Here is a 24,222-nt window from a genome sequence, read left to right on the forward strand (position 1 = left end):
TTGTGAACTATAAATTTAATTTTTACTAATATTTAATGAACACTATTTCAGAAAATATCAAAATTGCAAGAACAGGCATAGAAGGGTTAGATGCTGTGCTTAAAGGCGGATTGCCTGCCGGCCGTTTTTATCTATTAGAAGGTGCCCCTGGCTCTGGAAAAACGACAGTTGCTATACAGTTTTTGATGGAAGGTTTGTCCAATGGTGAAAAGGTACTTTATGTAACTTTGTCAGAAACTGCTGAAGAATTATATGCAGTCGGGCAATCACATGACTGGAATTTAGAAACAATGCCACTGTTCGAGTTAGCACAGGCAGATGTTGCACTAAGTTTTGATCGTGAACAAAGTATTTTGCATCCTTGGGAGGTTGAGCTTTCCGAGACTATTAAATTAATCACTGATAAAGTTGAAGAAATAAAACCGAGTAGAGTTGTTTTTGATAGCTTGTCAGAAATGCGATTGCTAGCACAGGACTCGCTGCGCTATAGACGACAGTTATTGATGCTTAAACAACACTTTGCCTCAAAAAAAATTACGGTTTTACTCGTTGATGATATGACGGGAAATGCTGGCGAACGTGATGTGCATCTACACAGCCTCTGTCATGGAGTGATTACGCTAGAACGAAAAACACTTGAGTTCGGTGGAGCAACTAGGAAATTACAAGTTCAAAAGCTAAGAGGTGTTGATTTCATAGCTGGCTTCCACGACTTCGCGATAAAAAAAGGTGGAGTAAATGTTTATGCAAGATTAATTGCCTCTAAATTTCATACTGAATTTTTAGAGGAGCCTGTTCAATCTGGAATAGATGAATTAGACAAATTGCTAGATGGAGGCATGCTAAAAGGCACTACTACACTGATTACTGGCCCTGCTGGCAGCGGTAAAACGAATATTGCCCTTCAGTATGTTGCCGAAACTTGCAAGCGTGGTGAGCGGGCCGTTATCTATGAGTTTGATGAGCGTATCGGCACATTACTTACCAGATCAAAACTTTTAGGATTTGATCTACAACAATATATAGCTTCAGGTCAATTAAACATCAGGCAGATGGATCCAGCCGAGATTACACCAGGTGAATTTGCATGTTTAGTCAAAAAGGAGGTCGAGGAATTTGATGTGAAAATGATAGTAGTGGATAGCTTGGCAGGTTACATGTCCTCTATGCCACAAGAAAAGCAACTACTTCTTCAAATGCATGAAATGCTGTCTTATCTCAACCAACAAGGTATCGTTACCTTATTGATCAATCCGCAACAAAGCCTTGTAGGAACGATGTCGGTGACAGGTTTGAATGTTAGCTATATAGCCGATACGGTAATTTTATTACGCTTCTTTGAATTTGAAGGCAGGATCAGGAAAGCCATATCCATCATCAAAAACCGTGGTGGTTCTCATGAAGATACTATTCGTGAACTGAGGATCGACTCTAAAGGATTACGCGTTGGTGAAGTGTTAGATGGCTTCAAGGGCGTGTTAACCGGTGTACCAGATTACAAAGGCAGTTCAGATCAACTATTAGAACCACGCACAGATGATACCCAATAGTTTAATGGGTAAATGCACTGTATTAATTCTCGCTTCATTTGGTAAAGATGCCGAATATTGTCTGGCATTGTTAGAAACTGCGGGTATTGAAGCTGATGTAATTCATTCAGTACATGAATTAGCGCTTGCCATAAACGATAATACAGGCTCAATTTTGTTGACCAGCGAGTCAATTGCTCGAATCAATCTCAATGAATTAGTTGAAGCGTTGAATGCGCAACCAACCTGGTCAGATATTCCCTTTATATATTTAGCACCGGCTAGGCAAGTATCTTCTTCTACAAACAGTGTTGCAGTACGTAATCTATTGCCCGAAAGAATCTCGAATGTCATGGTCCTTGAAAGACCGTTAAGTAGAGAGTCCTTAATTAGTGCCGTTAAGTGGGCATTATCTGCAAGACTCAGACAATACGTGATTCGTGATCAACTGGAACAGCTGAGGCAAACATCTGAACAATTACGCGTTTCAAATGAACGTATCGATTTAGCACTCAATTCTGGCACGGTGTTAGGGACATGGATTTGGGATGTCCAACATGATGTTTTGACAGGTGATGAACGCTTAGCTAAAAGCTTTGGATCCAGCCCGGACGTATTCATAGAGGGAGTCGCTGTTGATACGTTTGTGCAATTAGTACATCCTCAAGATCAAGCCTATCTAAATCAGATGATTGCCAAAACAGTCCAAAATGGTGGAGTCTACCGAGCTGAATATCGTGTTAAAAATGGAGACGGTAACTGGCGCTGGGTTGAAGCCAATGGATATTGCGAATTAAACGCGCAGGGTGGGGCTATACGGTTTCCTGGTGTCCTGATCGACATAGATGAGCGTAAAAATGCAGAGGAGTCTTTAAAACAGAGCGAAAGTGAGCTTCGATTAGTCACAGACTCTTTACCTGTATTAATTGCATTTATTGATATGGAACGCCGGATCAAGTTTGTGAACAATGCTTGCGAAACTTGGTTTTACAGACATGAGAGTGATCTCATTGGCAATCAGATCGATAATTTTTTAGTGGAAAGAACTAATCATGGTTCTTTAGAGCACATCGCTAACGCTCTAGCTGGCAAAATTGTTCACTGCGAACTTGTTTGGCCACATATAGACGGCAAAAGAAGAGAAGCCGAAGTAAGGTTTTTACCTCGATTGTCTGAAAGTGCTGTAGTTGATGGTTTCCACTTATTTGTAATGGAAATTACAGATCGGAAAATTGCAGAAGAGATTTACCACCAATCCCAGATCGTTTTAGAACAGCGCGTTGCTGAACGTACTTTAGCCTTACAAAAAGCTATGGATGAGCGATTGGCTGCAGAAGATGCATTGCGGCAGTCTCAAAAGATGGAATCTGTCGGCCAACTAACTGGTGGAATCGCACATGACTTTAATAACTTACTTCAAGGTATCACCGGTTCATTGAACGTCATTAAAAAAAGTCTGCAACTCGGAAAAACTGTAGATGTTGAACGTTATATTGATAATGCCTTGAGTGCATCTTTCAGAGCGGCTGGATTGACGCATCGGTTACTAGCTTTTTCACGTAGGCAGCCCTTAGACCCTAAGCCTGTTCAAGTCAATCCTCTCATTAGAACTATGGATGATCTTTTAATTCGAACGCTGGATGAAAAGATATCGTTTGTACTAGATCTGGAAGATAAGCTATGGGAAACACTTTGTGATATCAACCAATTAGAAAGTGCAATTCTCAATCTGGCCATTAATGCTCGTGATGCCATGCCTGATGGTGGTCAGTTAAAAATTTCTACACGCAATGTAGTTGAAAAGAAGTTTGCTAGCCAAGATGATGCCGAGTTTGTCAGAATCTCTGTCAGTGATACCGGTACTGGCATGTCACCTGATGTTATTGAACGTGCATTCGATCCGTTTTTCACTACCAAACCTCAAGGTCAAGGTACTGGGCTTGGTCTATCAATGATTTATGGTTTTACCAGACAGTCCGATGGATTCAGTAAAATAGAAAGTACGCTGGGTGCCGGAACTACATTGCATCTTTATCTACCTAGACACCAAAGCCAACACGAGGCCTTGCCAGCCACTGAAGTCTCAAACTTTCCCAATTCAATTACAGCTGATGGGCAAGTCATATTGGTAGTCGAAGACGATGAAATAATCAGAGCCCTTGTTGTAGACGCCCTTGAAGATGTAGGCTTTAAAACTCTTCAAGCCAGTGATGGCCCTTCTGGTTTGGATATCTTAAAAAGCAAAGCGTCAATTAATTTACTACTCACAGATATAGGTTTGCCCGGTTTAAATGGCAAACAAATTGCAGATGCTGCGCTAGTTGATAGGGCTGAACTAAAAGTTTTATTCATGACAGGTTATGCAGAGGCTGCAGTTGCATCCTCTGGATTTTTACGTGAGGGAATGGCATTAATCACTAAACCATTTGAAATGGAATCATTGATTACGAAAGTAACTGAGCTAGTTAAAATTATATAAGGATTGCGATTGACTCCTAACTCAGCTACTGATTCTGCTCCTAAATTAAGCGATCAACAATTTCCAGAACCTTAACCTTTAATTGTTCTTGGCCAGGACGAGGTGCTTCAGCAACAGCAAGCCGAATTAAATCCTCTCCAGACACTAAGGTCTCCTGAAATTTGATTTCGAATAATATCCAGTTTATCTCACTTCAAACAAATAAGACCCAAGCCGTTAACTTTGAGTCTTTATCATTGGTCACCCTCTGTGAGTCGAACACAGGACCAACTGATAACTTATTGAGCCGACCATTTGATTTTCTGTATATAAACTCATCAAATGATCGCTCAGCCGAAAGCCACTACAACATAATATCCATATGAAGATTGCCACTTACAACATTAATGGGATCAATAATCGGATTGAGCGATTATTGGAGTGGTTAGCCGAAACAGAGCCTGATGCAGTGTGTCTCCAGGAGCTTAAGTCAGAAACGAATAAGTTTCCAGTCAAGGCTATTGAGAAAGCGGGTTATGGTGCTTTATGGCAAGGTCAAAAAGCCTGGAACGGTGTCGCTATACTTAGTAGAGATAGTGAGCCACTTTTAATACGCCGCAGCTTACCCGGAGACCCCGCTGACAAACAAGCAAGGTATATTGAAGCGGCTGTGAATGAATTGATTCTGGCCAGTTTATATTTGCCTAACGGCAATCCCCAACCGGGCCCAAAATTTGACTATAAATTAGCCTGGTTTCAGCGGTTGAACGTTCATGCTAAAGAGCTTTTAGATACCGGTTTGCCTGTGGTTCTCGCTGGCGACTATAACGTTGTTCCAACCAATCTAGATATATACAAAACCACTTCATGGGACGACGATGCCCTTTTACAGCCTGAAAGTCGTACAGCATTCGCAGATCTGGTTAAGCAAGGCTGGACAGATGCATTGAGGTCATGTCATCCCAATGAAAGCATTTACACATACTGGGACTACAAACGAAATCGCTGGTCTCGAAATGCCGGATTGAGAATCGACCACTTGTTACTGAGCCCGGTATTGGCCGCAGGTCTCCGAAATGCAAATGTGGATAAGGATTATAGAGGCATAGAAGGTGCTAGTGACCACGCGCCAACATGGGTGGAGTTTGATTGGGAGCCTGTGATTACAAACTAATCATGAACTCCATTTGAGTTGAGATTCATGCAAATCAAGCTTAGCCTTTATCAATTTTCTCAAAAATTTTAGTTAATTTGTCTTCCAAAGTTGCTGAGGTGAATGGCTTCACTACATAACCACTGGCTTTGGCTTGGGCGGCGGCAATAATATTTTCTTTTTTTGCTTCCGCCGTCACCATAAGAACAGGCAAATTACACAATTTAGGGTCAGCACGAATGTTTTGAAGCATAGTAAGACCATCCATATTAGGCATATTCCAATCAGACACTACAAACTCGAAATTACCGTCGCGAAGCTTTTCTAGCGCTTCAACACCATCTTCAGCTTCCTCTACATTGTTATAGCCGAGTTCCTTCAGTAAATTACGTACAATTCTTCGCATTGTAGAGAAATCGTCTACCACCAGAAATTTAGTATTTGGGTTACCCACTGTTACTCCACTGTTCTAAAAAGGTTTGATACTGGTTGATTCAAAATTGAGTTATTGACAGCTTACTTGGGTGGAACTGTTGAAAAATAAATAGTGGATTGTGCAGACTTTGAGAATTAGTCATGAAAGTAGATATGTATGCTAAATCAGTTTAACAGCACAGGCATTGTAAAACATCCAATTTCATAATATGAGTGGTAATACAACTAAAGAGTTTTCCGACGGTGGGCACAAGAATGAATCGATGTAATCATTCATCGGTGCTACAAGGTAAGGAACTCCGGAAGAGTGTTCAGGTTTGATAGGTTGTTATTAGATAACATCGTAATATATGCACTAATGAAATGAGGACTACATCGGTGCGATTTTTGCTAATTTAGATGTTTCAATAGTGATATTATTCCTACACTTTCTGCATGAAAGTATAGTTGTGACTGCATAATCGTGGGCCATCTTTTGATGGCTTTTTTTCATTCATTAATGAGCAACCACATATTTAAATTGGGTTGGTACAAGAAGCATTTTTCACAGCCATTATTTCTCGATATTGAGAGTAACAGAATGGCTGATTTTTTACTGAAGATTTATTTAATAAAGCCGTTAAACGTGAATGAAGTTCAGATCTCAAAATCGAGTTATTTATGCCTACGTCGCAATAATTGTTATACAGGGATGCACCAGTGTTTTTGCCGCATCCACCGATGTCACTGACATTCCTTTTGAACATCTTATACAGACAGACATTATCACCGCATCGAGGATCGGCCAGCAGATTAGTAACGCGCCCTCTGCAGTCAGCACAGTCACTGCGGAAGATATTCGCAAATTTGGTTATCGAACTTTGGCTGACATTATCGGCAGCATGCGCGGGTTATATACCACCAATGACCGCACCTACACCTATATGGGGGGGCGCGGATTCGGCCGGACCGGCGATTATGCTGGCAGGGTGATGTTGTTAATCGATGGCTACCAGGCCAATGACAATCTCTACAACGCTGCCTACCTGGGCAATGACGGGCTGCTGGATGCCGAGCTGATAGACAGGGTCGAATATGTTTCTGGCCCCGGTGGCGTCACTTATGGAAACGGCGCATTTTACGGCATCATTAATGTCATCACTAAAAAAGGCAGTGATATCAATGGAGTGCAAACTGCTCTGGATGCCGGCAGTTTTGGCAGCCAGAAGGAACGGGTGACCTATGGCAAGACGTTGGCCAATGGCTTAAATATATTACTGTCAGCCTCACGGTTCGCCAGTGATGGCCAGACACATTATTATCCTGAATTTGATTTCCCTGCCACCAATAATGGCCGAGCAGAAAACCTGGATGATGAGCGCAACCGACGTTTTTTTGGCAAGCTAATTTTTGATAAATGGACCTTAACAGGTGCATTTGTTAGCCGCCGTAAAAGTGATCCGACTGCACAGTTTGGCGCGGACTTTAATGTCAGCCCTAATTGGATCCAGGATAGCAACGGCTTTATCGATCTCAAATACGACGCTGATTTCAACGCGCAGCATAAGGCTTCTTACCGAACCTATTATGGCCAGTATCAGTACCGTAGCCGTGCAGTGTTCACCGGGGAATTTTATTCGGAAAAAAATATGGGTCGCTGGTGGGGGGCAGAAGCAAAATTCACCAATACCAGCATCGCCAATCACAAGCTGCTCTATGGTGTCGAATATCGAAATGATTACCAGCAGGACTTTTACTTGCCAGATGCTTCGCTGGAGCACAGCCAGTACCTGATAAGTGGTTATGCGCAAGATGAATATCAGTGGCTGCGTAACGTGCGCTTGAATATGGGTGCTCGTTATGACTACGGTGGAAAAAATGCCACTTTTGTCAGCCCGCGTGTGGCCGCTATTTATTCGGCAACCGAAGAAACGGATGTGAAGGTTTCGTATGCTTCGGCATTCAGGAGACCGAATGTCTATGAGAAATACTATTCCGACCCCAGTTTTCTGCTACCGAACAGGAACCTGAGGAAAGAAACAGTGGATGCGACGGAATTGGTGATTGAAAGTCGTCCGGATAGCCAGACCAAAATACAGAATTCCTTTTTCTATTACACAACGCAAAACCTTATATCCGCCAGCGAGGTAGGGGGACCGGGCATCATTCAGTATGGCAACTGGGATAAGGCCATCACCAGGGGGGCGGATATCGAGCTGGACCATTTCTGGAAATCTGGTATGCATCTGAAAACCAGTTATGCCTGGCAACTGGTTGAAGATGGCAATGGACAGTGGATGGTCAATTCACCCAGACATTTGTTCAAGTCCAACTTTTCCATGCCATTACTCAGCAACCAGCTCTACCTCGGCGTGGAATTGCAATCGTTTGGCAAGCGTTTAAGCGAGCAGCGTAACGACATAGCTGGCTACAGCTTAGTCAATGTCAGTCTGTCTTCCACCCACCTGATTCCGCATGTGAATGTCAGTGCGACGGTGCGCAACCTGTTTGACCGCGATTATGCGATTGCCGCGTCGGGTTTCAATGCGCAGGAAACCATTCTTCAAGATGGCAGAAATATTTGGCTACAAATGGTGTATCAATGGCCATGAAGAAACCTCTGCTGTTGATGATGGGCCTGCTGTGCCATCATGGCCATGCTCTTGCAGCGGCAATCCCCGAATTGGATATGCGCTCTGCCTACCTATATAACTTTGCTCAATTTACAGACTGGCCAGTCAATGATCAGCCGACCTTCAATATCTGTACCTTGGAAAAAGTTACAGATAGTATCAGCCCGGAAGTGCTGGCTAACAAAACGGTCCATGGCAAGAAAATCCGGCTTGCACGTTTTTCGGAATCGACGGATGCCACCGAGTGCCAGTTGGTTTACCTAAATTCCTCAGACGCCGCCTATGTCGCAAAAATTGCCAAGATGCTGAGCACCGAGCATGTGCTGACCGTAGGGGAAGAATATAACGGCAGCGGGCCTGGGATAATCAACTTGTCGATCAAGAACAACCGTCTAGTGTTTGATCTTGACCTCTCACGTGCGCGCAAAGCCAATATCTCTCTGAGTTCAAAATTGATTCCGCTTGCCCAGAAAGTGCATGAATAATGTTTTCTGCCAGATTGAATAATCTGTCTATCCAGATTAAATTATTGATGGCCCAGGGTGTGGTGACGATTTCTGCCCTATTTGTGTTGTTGGCCATCGTTCTCGGCTACGGCTACACCAGTTTCAGGAATGACTTGTACAATGACTTGGACACCCAGGCCACCATCATTGAACATAGCAGCACTGCCGCGCTGCTCTTTGATGACAAAAATGCAGCAAATGAAATATTGTCCACGTTAAATCTAATGGGCAGCATCAACCGCGCTTATCTCTTTCATGAGACTGGTCATTTGCTGGCCACCTATGACAAAAATCAACAAACCGTGCGCGCCTCCCAAATCCGCTTGCCCGCGTTACGCAAATTGAAATCCAGTTTCAAAACGCATATCCTGACCCGGGATATCGTGTTTGATCACCGTGTAATCGGCACTATTTTTATAGAAGCAAATCTGGATAAATTGAATACCCGGCTCGGCCTGCTGGTCCTGGCGGTCATGATTGCTGCCTTCATAGGACTGATCATCTCACTGTTAGTCTCAATTAGGATCAACAAATTTTTGACGCAACCCATTCTGGCCTTAACCAACCTGGTAGATAAAGTCTCCAGCAGTCATGACTACACCGTACGTAGCCACCTGTTAACTAAAGATGAGATAGGCAGCCTGTCAGTGGGGATCAACGCCATGCTGCGCAGCATTGAGCAAAGGGATGAGCTTCTGGAAGCTGAGCTGGCCAAACAGAAGCAGGCGGAGAAAGCCCTTGACCGGCTGGCCTATTTTGACACCGTTACCCAGCTGCCTAACCGACACTATTTCAACCAGCAATTGCAAAAGAAAATTATAGAGGCTGAGCGCCTCAACAAGGTTTGCTGCCTGATGTTCATTGATCTTGATGACTTCAAGGTCATCAATGATACCTATGGGCACCGGGTTGGCGACGAGTTGCTGGCGGATGTAGGGCATCGCCTTAAGGAAAACCTCAGGCCTGGCGATGAAGTATTCCGTATAGGCGGCGATGAGTTCGCTATCCTGATTTCTGATAATAACCAGTTTTCCCATGCGCGGGAATTAGCCGCTAAAGTCATCCACAACTGTGCTGAAAAATTCATCATCAATAACAATGACCTATATATCGGCGTCAGCATAGGCATTAGCGGTTCAACCCAGCCTGGCATACAGGCTACCGATTTGCTGCGCTCAGCCGACAGCGCAATGTATAGGGCAAAAAATGAGGGCAAGAATAATTTCAAACTCTTTTCCAAGGAAATTGATGATGAATCTCATTTCAGGAACTATCTGGAAACCGCGCTTAGAAGTGCACTGGGACGCAATGAATTTGAAGTGTATTACCAACCCATCATCAACCTGAAGTCCGAGCAGATCGTCGGTTTTGAGGCTTTGCTAAGGTGGCATGAACCCATTTATGGAGATATCAGCCCCGGCATTTTCATTCCGTGCGCGGAGCGTATCGGTGTAATTATCCCGATAGGTGAATGGGTGTTACGTCAAGCCTGCCTGCAACAGAAAAAGTTGCGAGATGAGTTTGGTATCGATTTCATGATGAACGTGAATCTTTCAGGGAGACAGCTGAGAGAGTTTGATGTGGTGCATAAAATCCTGGATGTTGTGTCGGAAACCGGCATCAACCCGACCGCCTTGAATATTGAGCTGACTGAAAGCGTGCTGATGGATAACTCCCAGTCTACGATCAATAAATTCCATGTCTTGCGCGCTGCAGGCGTAAGCATTTCCATTGATGATTTTGGTACCGGCTATTCATCATTAAGCTACCTGAAGCGGTTCCCAATCAATACAATCAAGATTGATCGCAGTTTTATCATGGATATCTCGCACGATTCAGAGGACCAGGCCATTACGCTGGCAATCATTGCCCTGGCAAACACGCTCAAACTCACCGTTGTGGCTGAAGGTGTTGAGACTGCTGAACAAAAGAGGATTTTAAGGCAAAATAATTGCGAGAAGGCTCAAGGCTATTTATTTAGTAAACCATTACCATCGCCTGCACTAGAAAGTGTGGTTAGAGCTAATTTCTCACAAAATACTCTTGAAGAGCATGATCAAAACTTCATCAATTATGTGGACTCATCAAATTTGGATTAAAGAATATCCCGAAAAATGAGCCCGTTGAGAAGCTTAACAATACGATAGGTCAATTCATCGCTTGGAGGAAAGCAACGGGGCTGTCCCCCAAAAACAAAAGCAGAACCTTTGGCATCGCTTATGACAATCCAGATACAGCTGAACCTTCACAATTTCGCTTTGACATTGCTGGCGAAGTTAAAAGTGCTGTCCCAGAAAATACGCATGGAATCGTTATGAAAACTATTCCTGGTGGCCGTTGCGCAGTAGTGAGGCATTTGGGATCACATAACCGCTTGGGAGAGTCAATCTATCCCTTATCCTGGGAATGGCTGCCTAATAGTGGCGAAGAATTACGTAACTACCCACTTTACTTTCAATATTTGAATTTACTACCAGATATTGCTGAGGCAGATCTAGTGACAGATATCTATCTACCTCTGAAGTAATCAAACAAGACGTCGACTCGACGACCTAATGAAACCGACGCCAGCCAGAACATCTAAAGGGGACAAGTCGTCGAGTAAGTGGGAATTTCCGATATTAATCAACTCATAGACCAGAACTTTTTTGTACAATTTTCAATCCTTCGTTTTCTGAAGGCGGTTCAAAAAAGTTAGTTACATGATAGAACACAGCCTCATTATCAAACTGCGCACGTTCTGGATGTTCATGTCTTCGCTTCGCTATCTGTAAAAGACATTCCTCATTACTTAGATCAAGATAAATAAGCTCGTGGTTGCATTCAATTTCATTACAAAGTTGTTTAAACCAACCCCTTTGATTAATAGTATTTGCTGGGAAATCTATAACAACATCAGTGCCGGTTTTTAGAATCGACTGAACGTGCAACATAACAAAAGCTTTTATTCGAGATGAATACGCTAGATAGTCGTCAAAGGAATTTATTTCGTTTGGATAATGTGCAGATAACCACTCGTCCTCTGATATCAATACAGCGTTTTTCTCTCGCGCAATCGTTTTTGATGTTGTAGTTTTCCCAGCTCCCATCTCTCCACAGAAGAAAATTAAATTACCTTTTTGATTCACAGCATATCCTTGAGTTTTGCTAAAGTTGATACTAACACCACAAAACAAAAAAGACCCAAGGCGTTAACCTTGAGTCTTTCTATAAATGGTGGCCCCTCTGTGAGTCGAACACAGCACCAACGGATTATGAGTCAACTCTATGACTTAACAGTACACACTAGGATCTAGCAAAACCCTAATTGCGATAGATAAACTGCAAACTGGACAAAGATATTTGAGGTGGGAATCTGGCATGCAGTGGAAGTTCTGGAGTTGCCAACTCAGCCTTTTTGATTTCACTTTCAATAGAGTTTGAATTGGTAATAAACACAATACTTGAGTTTTTTTACTCAAACTGTTTTTCGCATCAAATGAAAAATTACCACCCAAGGTAATACCGATCAATACTATCAAGCTAATTGAAACTACAAACATACCGCCAACAGCAACAACTATTGCCCCAGCGGGCATTAACAGGTTTGCAATGGATCTTTCCAATTTTTTATTTTTTGTAACTTGAGACACGCAGCACCCTCGGTTGTAAAACACCTAGCCGCAATCATCCTAAAAATCACCTTCCCTTTAAATAAGAATCATTCTTAAAATGGTGTAAGAATTATCTTACACCTTACTGCTAATAGGATCAGCGGGATACTTTGGAGCTTGAGCATAGAACTCCTGCATTAAGTTGAGTCCACCAAGTTGCATTCTAATAAACTTGGATTTGGATTGGCAGGTCTGAACAGACCCCAACCTCTACTTCAGGCCAACATACCAGCTAACGATCTCAGTCGAAATTACCGTCGTATCAGCCTACTCGTGGTTGGTTGGCTATGGCTCAAGGCGCACGTCTATAAACTAATAATTAAGGATATTTTTGTGTGGTTAACTTATCGAAATTCAGATATTTACTGCAATTAATTTGATAGTCTGTAAAGCGGGTTTCAAGAATGTGAAACGCTTTATTTTTCCCATCATTACATACTATTAAAAGCTCAATCCGTCTTCTTTCCCGCACAGCCTCTGTATTTTCATGAGTTGAGTATCCACCGACCCAAGGCTGATGTGGATTCAGTTCAAGAATTCTTAATCCAGCCCAATAACCACAATAAATAGATTCCAAATTTTCAGGAGCTGATTGAACATGCTGAAAGTCTAGTTCTATACACTCTAAAGCTGGCCCATTTAGCAACGGACCAGAGTCAGCATTCACAATTAAAGGCAAAATCATCCCCATTATTGCGAGTATGGTTATCAATGTATTTATTTTAAGATTTTGCATTCGATGCTCTGAAAATACTCTCAGTCACAAGCTTACCTCAACACATAACAAAAAAGACCCAAGGTGTTTGCCTCAAGTCTCTCATCAAGAAATGCCCACCTAACAATTGAAATTGAATATCAAGGCTAAATCACTCCAGCCTGGATAATCTGATTTCCCACGCTTAACCAACATACCGGCCAACGATCTTAGCCGGGATCACCGTCGTATCAGCCAGCCCCTGAATGTTGGGCTATGGCTCAAGACGTGCGACTTTGGGCGGGGTTTGTGAATAATGATAGAAACTTATAGCTAATAAGTACTACCTACTTCTTGCAAAAAATGGCTTTGACCATTTATATTGATTAACGTAGAACCGCCTAGCATTCGCATGTTAGCCTTACTCTAAAAACATCTAATCAATAAGAGGGATGCAATGACCACTGAAAATCTTAAGAATATAGTTCTCCTACTAATCTTCATACAATTTGGACTAATGTTTCACTACTCAACAACAATTTATTATTTGACCAGCCAAGGTGCAATATCCATGTATTCTTTTTTAATATGGGTTATTGCAAGTCTCAGTCTTTATGTTGCAGCCATTAGACTACTACTCAAAAGGAAAAGTAAAGGTAAGCTATTTCTAGTATCAGCAATTGGTTTATTGATTTGTGTTCCATCATTAATCTGGCCATATCCTCCAACTTATGCTATTGCTTTTGGTGCAGTTCTTGGAGCGTTAGGATGGTGGATTAATCAAAGATTAAAAAGGGAGATTACCCCGCAATGGTTGGCTTAATGCATGATGAAAACATTAAGAATACTTTTACTCCTTAGCCTAGTTGCTTCTAGCGCATGCCAGTCAGCTGAAGATGAAAAGGTTTACGTGGGAAGTGTTGGGAACCAGCGAATTCTGCTTCCGACCCCTAAAGGATTTGTAAGCGTAGAAACCATTCCCAAGCTTTACGCAGGCTCTGAAGCTGTTACCCCTCCATCTCATCGATTTATAAATGCTTTTTATGAGAAAGATAGAGTTGAAGCTTGGTTGAATGGTAAACCACTGGACATTGATCGATATTTCATTATTCAAACTGAGCGTCAGGAAGAGGAAAAGACGATGACAGTATCTGAATTCTCTCGTCTTAAGCTAGCACTTAATAAAGCGATCATTGAGAAAACAAAAAAAGAGCAACCTCCAAGCTCTATGGACTTGAAAGATCAACGTGATGTGAAAAACAATATTTCACAACTACAGAAGCGCTATAAACTCCAACCGTTTGATTTCCGATTGGGAAACACAATCATCCTTGGTAAAACGGAAGAGCAAGAAAATTACCTATCGACAGCTTCCGTGACAAAGAACATTTTTAAATTTGGCAATAAATCAGAGGAGGTACTTATGGCATCGGTGTCTACAATACTGTTAGCCAAGGGGAAACTAATTAATATCTATGGGTACTGTAAATATTCGAGAGAAGAAGATTTAACTTGGCTCCAGGATATGTCGAAAACAATTGCTTCGAAGACTTCTAGTGTAAATCAATGATGCATTCTAAACTCAGGTAACCTTGCGCCTCTCCCGCTTGAAAAAATTCCAAGTTCCACACCAAGCCAACATAACGGCCAATTATTTCCAGCGGGATTACCGTCGTATCAATCAGCCCCTAATTGCGGGCTATGGCACAAGGCGAGCGACTCTGGGCAGGATTTGTGGCTGCAGTGCGACGGATAAACTTTTGAGTAGGCTGCAACAAGGGTGTAATTCAGCTTTCAGCATTCCAGTAGAATTGCTGAACTATAAAGACAAGCCAGGGCGCAATTACGATTGATATATCAATTATTAATTTTGGCACAGGGAATAATGACAACGCTATCGGGAGTCCACTAACGGACAACAGCGATGATAATAACCAGAATATTTTGTCATCCTCCGCAAATCTAATTGTACTTAACACCCCAAGTATCAATAAAAATGTGCTTAGAAAAAAAATCATTTATTTATCCTTTTGCTTCTCTAGCCAGTTTGACCTCGGGGAAAAAATGCCTAATCATAATTCCTAGCATTACTCCACTATAGGCCGCTGTAACAATGAATACACTATTAATAAATACGGTTAAAACAAAAAAAGTTAAAGCGCTTACTGTCAAATAAAATAACCAATGCTTGAATAAAAGTATTGTTATAACGATTGGGGAAAACACAAGCCAAAGAGTAAAGAATATTGTTGGAAAAAAGGCTTTGTCATTTGGAACCGCCTCTTCACAAAGCAAAACAAATAGCCCTGTCATCAGCAAATAAAAATAATACTTATAACTTAAGGTTTTCATTTTTGTCTCAATTTGACGGCCTAACTAGTTTACCCCACCTCAAAACAAAAAAAGACCCCAAGGCGTTAACCTTAAGTCTCATCATAGACTGCCCACTTAACAATCGAATCTGAATATCAACGCTAGTCAATTCCGCTTTGACAAACCAAAACTCCCATGCCAAGCCAACGTAACTACCAACAATTGCCGCCGTGATTACCGTCGATATCTGCCAGCGCCTGATTTCTTGACAATGGCTTATAACGTGCGATTATGGGCCGGACCTGGGACTGCGAGTGGAGGAGTTTTCGAGTGTGGCCTGGATAGTTACGAATCGACGACATGACGAACCCGAAACCAGGCAAAAAGCCATGTAGTGCATCGAAAGGCGACAAGTGCGTCGGGTGAATTCTGAAATGATTTACATGAGTTCCACACCGCTTCATTTCGAACACTGTTTACTGTCTGTCGTCCAGCAAAAACTGGCTCCATTCCAAACAAACACATCACCAAAATCAGGTTCACCTGACTTCTTTGCGAAAACAACTAAACCTTTCTTGAAAAGATGACCGGAATATTCATCTGCTCCATCATTACCTGCGGAGGTCAAAGTAAAGCTTCCATTACGCCTAAATTGATATGTGCCGGAAAAGTCACCATTTTCAATCTCAATACTTTTTGGCCCCCTCCATGAGCGCACTTTCTCAAGATGCCGTAAGAATGCAGTAGTGCTAGTGAGTACCCATCCACTATCTCGATCACGTACCCAAGTACCAGAAACGTCCCTCTCGACAATAAGTAATCTATCACCGATTGACAACTCATGGATAATTGAACTATCGCTTGATGCAAAAGCATGCACTTTTGTATTAACCAAAGCCACTGCCCATTCAGGTTTTTCTGCAGATGCAGTAGAACAACAAAAAGCACAGACTAGAAAAACAATAAAATAAAGTAACTTCATATAAAGACGAAGGATCCAACTTAAATCAGTATTTAGTTTATCTACCTTACCACAAAACAAAAAAGACCCAAGGCGTTAACCTGGAGTCTCTCATGATGTACGGCCCACTTAACAATCGAATATTGAACTAACCCTAAGTTACTTCCGCCTGGACAAATCCAATTCTCACACTAGGTCAACATAACGGCCAACGATCTCAACCGGGATCCCGACTATTAGCCAGCTATGCCTCAAATGTGCTTCTATAGATGTAATATGCTAAATACTTCTTCCTTAACGCGAATAGTTTCTTACATGATTTTTTTCAATCGAGGTTCCAGCCACAAGATTATTTTCATATTGCTTACATTCTCGACAGTTCACTTATCTGCTAGTGAGAAATTAAACTGCAGATCAGGAGATGATGAATATAGCCACTCCTTATCTTTGGAAATTAGTCAGGGCAAAGTAACCGCCTTTAGTTACTTCAGCACAGTCTATGATTTTAGTTGCGATGTAAGCGCTAGCCGTGGCGACAGGCTGTCAAAATGGTCTGAAAAAGGAAAGACAACCATGATCAGTTTTGAAGAAGGTAATGCCGCAATTACTCGAAGTGGCAATACTTATACGATTCAATTCATTGATGTTTCGCATATGCTTCATTGCGGCATGAGAGGCCAACTTGCCGATCAAATAACCATCGTCCGTGGGAAAAAGGAATGTGATGTAAGATAGACCTCAAAATAAAAAAGACCCAAGGCGTTAACCTTGAGTCTCATCTAGAACTGCCCACCTAACAATCGAACCTTGTACTAACCTCCAACCAATAAGGGGGTTAAGTAGCAGTACCACTTGTGCACCTAGCTCTTACTTCTGACTTTGTTTAAAGCTTTAATAAGCAAAGTTGTATCTTCTGGCGGCATGCCTGTATCAGTCTTTTTAAGCCACTTATAAAATGCAGCTTTCATTACATCTACACCGTCTTCAGTTAAGTCTGTGGACATTAAAACAAAGTCATCATTTATGTCCTCAATACTCTTGGCCATGGTGCGCAGCAATAAATCATTATCTTGTAAGAACTTAATGACTTGATAGCACAAATTTATAGTCTCTTCTCTGTCATCCTCCATGCCAGGTGTTTGTGTAAGGGCGGCAACTCTAAAAATTTGGAATACCTGAGTCATATACCTATATATACCTTTCGACCAAAAGGAAACGAATTAGGAAAAATATAACTAATGGTGTAATCATTAAAAAACACCAATGAAAATAAATTCTAAATCTTCCATTATGACTAACGCTTGAGATAAAGGACGTGCTTCAGCTATCCCGCTTGACTGAAGAGTTAGAAGTGGACAAATCAATCGTCCTCGTATTCCTCTGGTTCAGCAAGCTCAATTCCAGCCTCTTTCATGGCTGCACGAATTTCTGCATGAACATCTTCAATGTCGTATGTATCCATGTCCCGTTCTGTGAATAACTTCAATAGTGCCGCAGTAAACTCAATCCGCTCATCTTCATCCTCGATGTGTTTTTGAAGGATCGGCCATATTTCTATAAAAATTCTGCTTCCTATTCTCCAACTCATAAGTTTTCCTCAACACTTGAACTCATTCAGCAATTCCCAGCCTTAGAACTATCCCTAGTTTACCTCACCCAAAACAAAAAGACCCAAGGCGTTAACCTTGAGCCCCCAATCTAACTAATACGGCCCACCTCTCAATCGAATCTGATTACCAACGCTAATCACTCCCGCTCTAAGAAACTACACTTCCCACGCCAAGCCAACATAACGGCCAACGATTCCCACCGGGATTACCAGTCGTATCACCTAGCCCCTGATTGTTTGGCTATGGCTCAAGATGTGTGACTAGGGGCAAGGGTCTAAGGCTCCGAACGTGCGACTATAGGTAGGGTTTGGGGCTGCAGGTGGATGTGAGTTTCGGAGTATGGCCTCATGCCCAGAACTTCCACCATGGCTTTGGTTCGGCATCATTCTGCATTACAAATTTAGAAATCTTAGTCCCTGGCTTCATTTGTCGAATTTGCTCAAGAAGCTGACCTCTTAGATTTAGTGACAGAACGAAGTTAGAAGCTTCAATATTTTCATGATGCATCTGCCCTCCAAGACGAGGATGAATTTTGAAGTCATAGCATTCTGAGTCGGCCAAAGTAACGCCTGAATTAATCAAGTAGTCCACTATGGGAGCCATAAGATATGTATCTTCCATTTCTTCGGTTAATAATGCCGCATCAAACTCTCTTTGCGTTTTACAAATCCTTTTAAGCTTTCCTTCCAGGGTATCAAGAAGCCAAATACCATCGGACGCGGCGAAAAATACATCGGCAAAAGCTGTAACTAATAAAACTTGCTTTCCTTGAAGCTCAAGCCAGTTCCATGATTCAAGTGCTCTATCGAGATCATCTTGCGAAGGATTAATGAAGTAGCGGTTAGTCATACTATTCTTTCTTAATTCAGGCATGCTCTAATTTGGTTAAGCTATTTTTATACTGATACTAATCTCTACTCACCACCACAAACAAAAAAGACCCAGGGCGTTAACCTTGAGTCTCTCTATAAATGGTGGCCCCTCTGTAGTCGAACACAGCACCAACGGATGGGCTATGAAACAAACCCATCTGTTTCGGTAATTACCTTTACTTTAAGACTCAATTGCTCGCTGTAAGACTCTTGAAGATTTTGCCATAACCATGATGGTGCGAATAGAAAGCAATGTGTGTCACCACGCATTGAACGCAGAACGGCGCGAATCTCATAATCTGGAGCAATTAATTTATTTATAGCTCGTATTGTGTTGTAGCGCTCTTTACCTATTTCATCAATGGATAATTCGATAGTTCGCCCTTCATAGCTTATGACCAAAGAAGTTTCAGTCTCTTCTCCAATTAGTTGTTCATATTTCAGAGAGTCCGCAAAGTATTCAACAATTGATGAGTCCATATCACGCCAATCTACGTCTATCCCATAGACATCGAGGAATGTCCCTGAGCTTAGATTCGGCTTAACAGGCCTTCCGTCCCAAGCATATCGTATCTTGTTTCCTCTTTTGCCTGTGATGTAATTCTCAAAAACCTTATAGATTTCAGCATCATGCTCTTTACTGGCCCATTTAGTCTTTGAATCTGATGCTTCAATAAACTGCATGCTTAACTGCCATCCGGAGACAATCACCCTTTGAAAATCTTCAAATGTTGAGCATAAAAATTTATGATCTTCATCATCTATCCAAGTTGGTAACTCTCGCAAATAATCATCTCGGCTCACAATGACACCCGTTGTGAGAGGCATGCCCGGGCCTGGCGGTTTTACTAATAGAAGAGTTTTATGATTGCTCAGTATGAAATAAATGCCTTTCCAGAGAGGATGGTCCAAACTTGCCTCTAAGTGTCTTATCTCACAAACATCATCATACTCAAAATCAATATCTAGACAGTCTTTATTAATAAAATCTGATAGCCTTATATATATATATATGAATGTCTTGAAGAGGGTGCTGGAGAATTAAACGTCCGTCATATGTATCTTTGGGATCTTTAATAATTTCAAAATCAGAAAATGCCTCTAAAAACATGTCCCAAGGTACACCATTTTCAAATATGCTCTCACTAATTGGGTATATTTTTAAATGCATCTTCTATGTCATCACTCGAATTTAGTTTTTGAAGTCTACACTAACCCAAAAAACAAAAAAGACCCAAGGCGTTAACCTTGAGTCTCTCTATAAATGGTGGCCCCTCTGTGAGTCGAACACAGCACCAACGGATTATGAGTCCACATACATATACATAAATTACGTTATGCAACTAAGTAGACTTGTCACCTAACTATAACGTTGAACTTTCGTTGTACCTCCTCTATAGAGGACTATCTCAACCCTCGTAACGTTTGAGTTGAGGGGCCGGACACGCCAAGCGGCCAGTACCAGTGAGCGAAGCGAACGACTCGAACGATTTGTTGCCGCTCACTCTACTTTCTCAAAAACAATCTTTTCCCATCCGTTATCCTGCGATGGTGATGGCACGAGGTAAGTTTTACGATCCGATGCAAGAATAGCTTTTTTCGGATTCTTAAAACATATCCAGCCTCCAGAGACATGACCCTCAGGCGTAATAAATATTCCATTTATATAATCTCCTCCAAACTTCCCTGCCGCCACTTTTTCACGCGTGTCGTATGATTCCGATGTGATTATAAAAAGTCCTCCAATAAAATGGCGGACTGTCCATGTGTCACTTGGAAGGATGTCAACCATCGGAAGCTGAAATTTAGGGTTATATGGAGAGACCCAATTGGGTGGGCTTATCTTTGATGCAAGGTGAAACTTTGGATACAGCTTGGAATCCACCCTCACTGCTTCGGGGTCAACTGGAACGGCTGATGCCCCAATGGCACTAGGAGGCGGGCCGAGATAGTCGGCCATACCATGACAGCCTGACAGTGCGAAGGCAAAAAGAATGACAAAGATATAATTCATGATTGCTAACGTTGGAATTAAGGCCTGGCTTTAGCCAGTCCCGCTTGACTGATGGGTTAGAGGTTGCCAAAGCCAATCTCTTGCACGAATTGGTGGTTTTGATTTTGGAAAACCTGAAGTGCCATAGTTGTATTGCAGGCCATTTTGATTCTCTGCGATAACTGTTGATAACACATCGGGAACAAGGGTAATTTTGTCTTTTAACTTCGATAACTCTGATGGCGATAATACATTACTTTGTAAATGCGCAATGTAGCCTGGAGTGAGGCGAACTATAGATGGCCACTCGCCATAAGTAACAAAGAACCCTTCGATAGCAGCAAGGATTCGAGCGAGCGATTGACCTCCAGCGACTGCTTCCACAGATAGACCTCTAACGCCAGCTTAAGCCGCGTGCCGGGCTTTTCGGGCACGTCGGCTTGAAGCGCCAGTTAGGGTTATTTATGCCAGCCGACATAGTTTGCCTTTCCGGTTTTTGGGTCGATGACGTATTCGTTCCCTCCGAACCGATCTGCACGTAACAGGCCCTCTTTGTTCTTGAAGACTCCGACGAAGGAATCTCTTTCAGAGAACTGTGACGTTGGCGCATCAACTTGCCAAACAATATTTCCGAAGTCATCCACGCAGTAAATGTTCTGGTTGTACTCGACAAGTGGAACGTCTTTGCGCCCGCCAACGTCAAGAAGAACCACCTTGTGCCCGTTGACGAGAGGGACAGAAGCCTCGATTAGCACATTCTGCGCTTCAGATAAGCGAGCCATCTTTAACCCCTAACGTTTGAATTAAGGGGCACGCTTTAGCATGTCCCGCTTGAATGATGGGTTAGAGCGCAAACTACATGACATGGATATCATTGAGCTTTACCACCAAGCCGTTGTTGCTTTCCACAACACGAAATGTGGCCGTAAGGTCAGACGCCAACCCGTTAATGTTTAGGTCATGCCAAATTTCAGCAATTTCGCCGTAGCGATTCTTAGGCCAGCGACTGACCTCTTTGCGCTGGCTCACGTCGGAGGGCATGCCTTGGACTGTTACTTTCTGATCAGGGCTGCACTCGTCGTATGCTTTTACTACGTCTTTCATGAGAGATGGAGTCCACTTCATCTCGGGTATGTGCGCGGTGAGTGCGAAAGCTGCTTCATAGTCTTCGCTCTCCATCAAGGCGGCCCAATCATCGACGAACTTAATGAGTTCTTGATCAGTAGCAAATTTTGGCAAATGGCTCATAGCGCTCTAACTTTTGAGATAAGGGGCTGGCGAGAATGGTGGCACAGCCGAAGTTATTAAAATTGCTTTCATAGATGCTTGTTTTCGCCAGTCCCGCTTGATGGATGGGTTAGAGCGCATTTTTGCCCCAATGGATTATTGCAAACACACCAATAACTGCTAAGGGNTTTCATAGATGCTTGTTTTCGCCAGTCCCGCTTGATGGATGGGTTAGAGCGCATTTTTGCCCCAATGGATTATTGCAAACACACCAATAACTGCTAAGGGAAATAATGTAGCCAGTAGCCAAAATGGACTAGAGTTTCTAGGTATGTTTGAAACTGGCTTATTAGAGTTATTTTCAATGTGAAATGACAAAATATATGGGTTGGATTCAGAGCCAATATTAATTGAAGTAACTTGTGTTGGCCATTCAGTAGTATGTTTGAAACTGGCTTATTAGAGTTATTTTCAATGTGAAATGACAAAATATATGGGTTGGATTCAGAGCCAATATTAATTGAAGTAACTTGTGTTGGCCATTCAGTAATTTTTCAGTATGAATTGGAGCTTTCAAAAGCTCGGATAACTGCTGAAGTTGAGTAGTGCTTCCGATTACCATCATCCCTTTTTCTCGCCCTGTATATTCGTGAGCGCGGAATTTCAACTCTGTGGCTTTCATGATTTGTGCTCTAACAGTTATTAACCGGACGCATCTGTTCGCATAATAATATTTTTAAAAGGGAAACTCTCATGCGTCGTTCCAAGTATTTCTTATGTTTAGAAGGAAACCTGTCCGTATAATAATTAAGTGTAATTGCGGACGCAATCACTTTTAATTTAGGTAAACTTCATCATTTTCAACCCCTGTTTAGGAGCTACATTTATGGNAAACCTGTCCGTATAATAATTAAGTGTAATTGCGGACGCAATCACTTTTAATTTAGGTAAACTTCATCATTTTCAACCCCTGTTTAGGAGCTACATTTATGGGGTCAAAATCTACCTAACCCGCCGCGTCTAATGGATCAGGTAAGCACTGTGTGTCGAAGACGACACTTCAGCCCACGCACTGAAGAAGCTWACTYTCACTGGATTCGAAGATTCATTTACTTTCACAATAAACGCCACCCTCAAACTATGGGTTCAGCAGAAGTTGAACTGTTTTTGAATCATCTTGCTCGGGATCGAAAAGTTTCTGCCTCGACGCAAACGATTGCTTTGAACGCAATCGTTTTCTTATACTCAGCTGTGCTACAAAAGCCATTAGGCCAAATGGCTCATCTCCAGCGTATTCAACGTCGACATACAGTTCCCGTTGTTTTAACGGTAGATGAGGTTAACAATGTTTTGACGATGATGAATGGCACCTGCCAATTAATGGCTCAACTTATTTATGGAGCAGGCTTAAGAATTAGTGAGTGCATTGGGCTGCGCATAAAAGACTTAGACTTTAGCTCGAAAACCTTGGTCGTGCGAGATGGAAAAGGCGGCAAAGATAGAACAACTATTATTCCAACCATGCTCATCACTAGCCTTCAAGAACATCTAATCAAGGTCGCCCAACTACACACTACGGATGTACTCAAAGGTGGTGGTTACGCAGTGATGCCAAATGCTCTGATGCCAAATGCTCTGTATACAAAATATCCATCAGCTTCGCGYACACTTGGCTGGCAGTTTGTGTTTCCTTCTTCAATTTTGAGGCCTTGGAAGGATCAACACCTGGTACGTTGGCATATGGCTGACACCACCCTTCAACGAGCATTTCGCGCTGCAATTATTAAGTCAGAGATCAGAAAACATGCATCTAWTCACACACTACGTCACTCATTTGCAACACACTTATTGCACTCAGGTACCGACATCCGCACGATTCAATTGCTACTAGGGCATCGCAGCTTACAAACCACTATGATTTACACGCATGTGCTGCAAGCAACAAAATCAGTCATCAGCCCTTTTGATCGACTTTGACAAGAAGCTTATAAACGGCCATTTGTGGCCGTTCTTTCGAATCCGAGAAAAATCTAACCACTTTACTCACAAGGGATTATCTACCAAGTTCTCCGAGTACGAACGCACAACCAATAAACAAATACTATTGTTATCGGCCTTAATTAAGATCCATAAATATGGGCCGGATAAGAGTGATTACAGATCCTCGGTTGAACTTTTTGCGAGATGACAAAAAAATAAAGGGCTA

At 42.3% G+C, this 24,222-nt stretch carries 25 protein-coding genes; 11 read left to right on the plus strand and 14 right to left on the minus strand.

The genetic code is table 11. The annotated features are described in order from the left end of the window. The first annotated feature begins 35 nt into the window (after nt 1-35). From ASG24_RS04375 to xth, 3 genes are all read left to right on the plus strand, one after another. Entirely contained in the window at nt 36-1,550 is a 1,515-nt protein-coding gene (locus ASG24_RS04375; RefSeq protein WP_055826744.1) for an ATPase domain-containing protein, read from the plus strand. A gap of 4 nt (nt 1,551-1,554) precedes the next feature. Next, entirely contained in the window at nt 1,555-4,008 is a 2,454-nt protein-coding gene (locus ASG24_RS04380; protein ID WP_162241154.1) for a PAS domain-containing sensor histidine kinase, read from the plus strand. 361 nt (nt 4,009-4,369) lie between these two features. Next, the gene (gene xth, locus ASG24_RS04385) at nt 4,370-5,161 is read left to right on the plus strand and encodes an exodeoxyribonuclease III (protein WP_055868240.1); all 792 of its coding nucleotides are present in this window, start codon (nt 4,370-4,372) and stop codon (nt 5,159-5,161) included. Between the two features lie 40 nt (nt 5,162-5,201). On the opposite strand, the gene cheY is transcribed toward xth, so the two are convergent. Beyond that, nucleotides 5,202-5,594, minus strand: coding sequence for a chemotaxis response regulator CheY (gene cheY, locus ASG24_RS04390; RefSeq protein ID WP_055826752.1), 393 nt, complete (start codon nt 5,592-5,594; stop codon nt 5,202-5,204). A 610-nt stretch (nt 5,595-6,204) separates the two neighbouring features. On the opposite strand from cheY, the gene ASG24_RS04395 reads away from it, so the two are divergent. Genes ASG24_RS04395 through ASG24_RS14345 form a run of 4 tightly spaced genes read left to right on the plus strand, consistent with a single transcriptional unit; the run spans nt 6,205 to nt 11,220 of the window. Then, nucleotides 6,205-8,166: a TonB-dependent siderophore receptor gene (locus tag ASG24_RS04395; protein WP_055868243.1), complete on the plus strand. Its 1,962-nt coding sequence runs from the start codon at nt 6,205-6,207 to the stop codon at nt 8,164-8,166. Further along, nucleotides 8,163-8,672, plus strand: coding sequence for a YfiR family protein (locus ASG24_RS04400; RefSeq protein WP_162241155.1), 510 nt, complete (start codon nt 8,163-8,165; stop codon nt 8,670-8,672). Before ASG24_RS04395 ends, ASG24_RS04400 begins: the two co-directional genes overlap by 4 nt. Further along, complete coding sequence (locus ASG24_RS04405) at nt 8,672-10,792, plus strand: bifunctional diguanylate cyclase/phosphodiesterase (protein ID WP_055868248.1); 2,121 nt, start codon at nt 8,672-8,674, stop codon at nt 10,790-10,792. The genes ASG24_RS04400 and ASG24_RS04405 overlap by 1 nt, the downstream gene beginning before the upstream one ends. Nucleotides 10,793-10,797: 5 nt before the next feature. Next, on the plus strand, nt 10,798-11,220 hold the full coding sequence (locus tag ASG24_RS14345) for a GyrI-like domain-containing protein (RefSeq protein ID WP_369814156.1): 423 nt from the start codon (nt 10,798-10,800) through the stop codon (nt 11,218-11,220). Between the two features lie 103 nt (nt 11,221-11,323). On the opposite strand, the gene ASG24_RS04410 is transcribed toward ASG24_RS14345, so the two are convergent. The 3 genes from ASG24_RS04410 to ASG24_RS04415 form a co-directional block, all read right to left on the minus strand. Further along, on the minus strand, nt 11,324-11,821 hold the full coding sequence (locus ASG24_RS04410; RefSeq protein ID WP_082487978.1) for an ATP-binding protein: 498 nt from the start codon (nt 11,819-11,821) through the stop codon (nt 11,324-11,326). A 144-nt stretch (nt 11,822-11,965) separates the two neighbouring features. Continuing rightward, complete coding sequence (locus ASG24_RS14595) at nt 11,966-12,325, minus strand: hypothetical protein (protein WP_156376512.1); 360 nt, start codon at nt 12,323-12,325, stop codon at nt 11,966-11,968. A gap of 340 nt (nt 12,326-12,665) precedes the next feature. Next, on the minus strand, nt 12,666-13,082 hold the full coding sequence (locus ASG24_RS04415) for a hypothetical protein (protein WP_055868252.1): 417 nt from the start codon (nt 13,080-13,082) through the stop codon (nt 12,666-12,668). A gap of 415 nt (nt 13,083-13,497) precedes the next feature. On the opposite strand from ASG24_RS04415, the gene ASG24_RS04420 reads away from it, so the two are divergent. Both ASG24_RS04420 and ASG24_RS04425 read left to right on the plus strand, forming a co-directional pair. Continuing rightward, on the plus strand, nt 13,498-13,863 hold the full coding sequence (locus ASG24_RS04420; RefSeq protein ID WP_055868256.1) for a hypothetical protein: 366 nt from the start codon (nt 13,498-13,500) through the stop codon (nt 13,861-13,863). A 3-nt stretch (nt 13,864-13,866) separates the two neighbouring features. Further along, complete coding sequence (locus ASG24_RS04425; protein WP_055868259.1) at nt 13,867-14,610, plus strand: hypothetical protein; 744 nt, start codon at nt 13,867-13,869, stop codon at nt 14,608-14,610. A gap of 452 nt (nt 14,611-15,062) precedes the next feature. Here ASG24_RS04425 and ASG24_RS04435 read toward each other — a convergent pair whose 3' ends face one another. Next, nucleotides 15,063-15,392, minus strand: coding sequence for a hypothetical protein (locus tag ASG24_RS04435; RefSeq protein WP_055868266.1), 330 nt, complete (start codon nt 15,390-15,392; stop codon nt 15,063-15,065). 421 nt (nt 15,393-15,813) lie between these two features. Continuing rightward, nucleotides 15,814-16,335 carry a hypothetical protein gene (locus ASG24_RS04440; protein ID WP_055868269.1) on the minus strand — a complete coding sequence of 174 codons (522 nt, stop codon included), beginning with the start codon at nt 16,333-16,335 and terminating at the stop codon, nt 15,814-15,816. Nucleotides 16,336-16,590: 255 nt separating this feature from the next. Between ASG24_RS04440 and ASG24_RS14600 the strand changes: the two genes are divergently transcribed. Further along, nucleotides 16,591-17,049, plus strand: coding sequence for a hypothetical protein (locus ASG24_RS14600; protein WP_162241156.1), 459 nt, complete (start codon nt 16,591-16,593; stop codon nt 17,047-17,049). Between the two features lie 125 nt (nt 17,050-17,174). Here the strand turns inward: ASG24_RS14600 and ASG24_RS04445 are convergent, their stop codons facing one another. From ASG24_RS04445 to ASG24_RS04480, 8 genes are all read right to left on the minus strand, one after another. Then, a complete protein-coding gene (locus ASG24_RS04445; RefSeq protein WP_055868272.1) occupies nt 17,175-17,498 on the minus strand; it encodes a hypothetical protein in 324 nt (107 codons plus the stop codon). A 176-nt stretch (nt 17,499-17,674) separates the two neighbouring features. Continuing rightward, nucleotides 17,675-17,902: a hypothetical protein gene (locus ASG24_RS04450; RefSeq protein ID WP_055868276.1), complete on the minus strand. Its 228-nt coding sequence runs from the start codon at nt 17,900-17,902 to the stop codon at nt 17,675-17,677. A gap of 367 nt (nt 17,903-18,269) precedes the next feature. Further along, on the minus strand, nt 18,270-18,773 hold the full coding sequence (locus tag ASG24_RS04455; RefSeq protein ID WP_055868279.1) for a T6SS immunity protein Tdi1 domain-containing protein: 504 nt from the start codon (nt 18,771-18,773) through the stop codon (nt 18,270-18,272). Between the two features lie 164 nt (nt 18,774-18,937). Further along, entirely contained in the window at nt 18,938-19,624 is a 687-nt protein-coding gene (locus tag ASG24_RS04460; protein ID WP_162241157.1) for a hypothetical protein, read from the minus strand. Nucleotides 19,625-20,297: 673 nt separating this feature from the next. Then, nucleotides 20,298-20,810 (minus strand): hypothetical protein, encoded by a 513-nt coding sequence (locus tag ASG24_RS04470; protein ID WP_055868290.1) that lies wholly within the window; start codon nt 20,808-20,810, stop codon nt 20,298-20,300. A gap of 30 nt (nt 20,811-20,840) precedes the next feature. Next, on the minus strand, nt 20,841-21,173 hold the full coding sequence (locus ASG24_RS14605; RefSeq protein WP_156376514.1) for a hypothetical protein: 333 nt from the start codon (nt 21,171-21,173) through the stop codon (nt 20,841-20,843). A gap of 74 nt (nt 21,174-21,247) precedes the next feature. Beyond that, entirely contained in the window at nt 21,248-21,571 is a 324-nt protein-coding gene (locus ASG24_RS04475) for a hypothetical protein (protein ID WP_055868295.1), read from the minus strand. 73 nt (nt 21,572-21,644) lie between these two features. Then, nucleotides 21,645-22,037, minus strand: a complete 393-nt coding sequence (locus tag ASG24_RS04480) for a hypothetical protein (RefSeq protein ID WP_055868298.1) — start codon at nt 22,035-22,037, stop codon at nt 21,645-21,647. A gap of 1,002 nt (nt 22,038-23,039) precedes the next feature. On the opposite strand from ASG24_RS04480, the gene ASG24_RS04490 reads away from it, so the two are divergent. Then, nucleotides 23,040-23,993: an integron integrase gene (locus ASG24_RS04490; RefSeq protein WP_055868304.1), complete on the plus strand. Its 954-nt coding sequence runs from the start codon at nt 23,040-23,042 to the stop codon at nt 23,991-23,993. The last annotated feature ends 229 nt before the right edge of the window (nt 23,994-24,222 follow it).

Origin of the sequence: Methylophilus sp. Leaf414 (assembly GCF_001425425.1) — a bacterium.
GTDB lineage: Bacteria > Pseudomonadota > Gammaproteobacteria > Burkholderiales > Methylophilaceae > Methylophilus.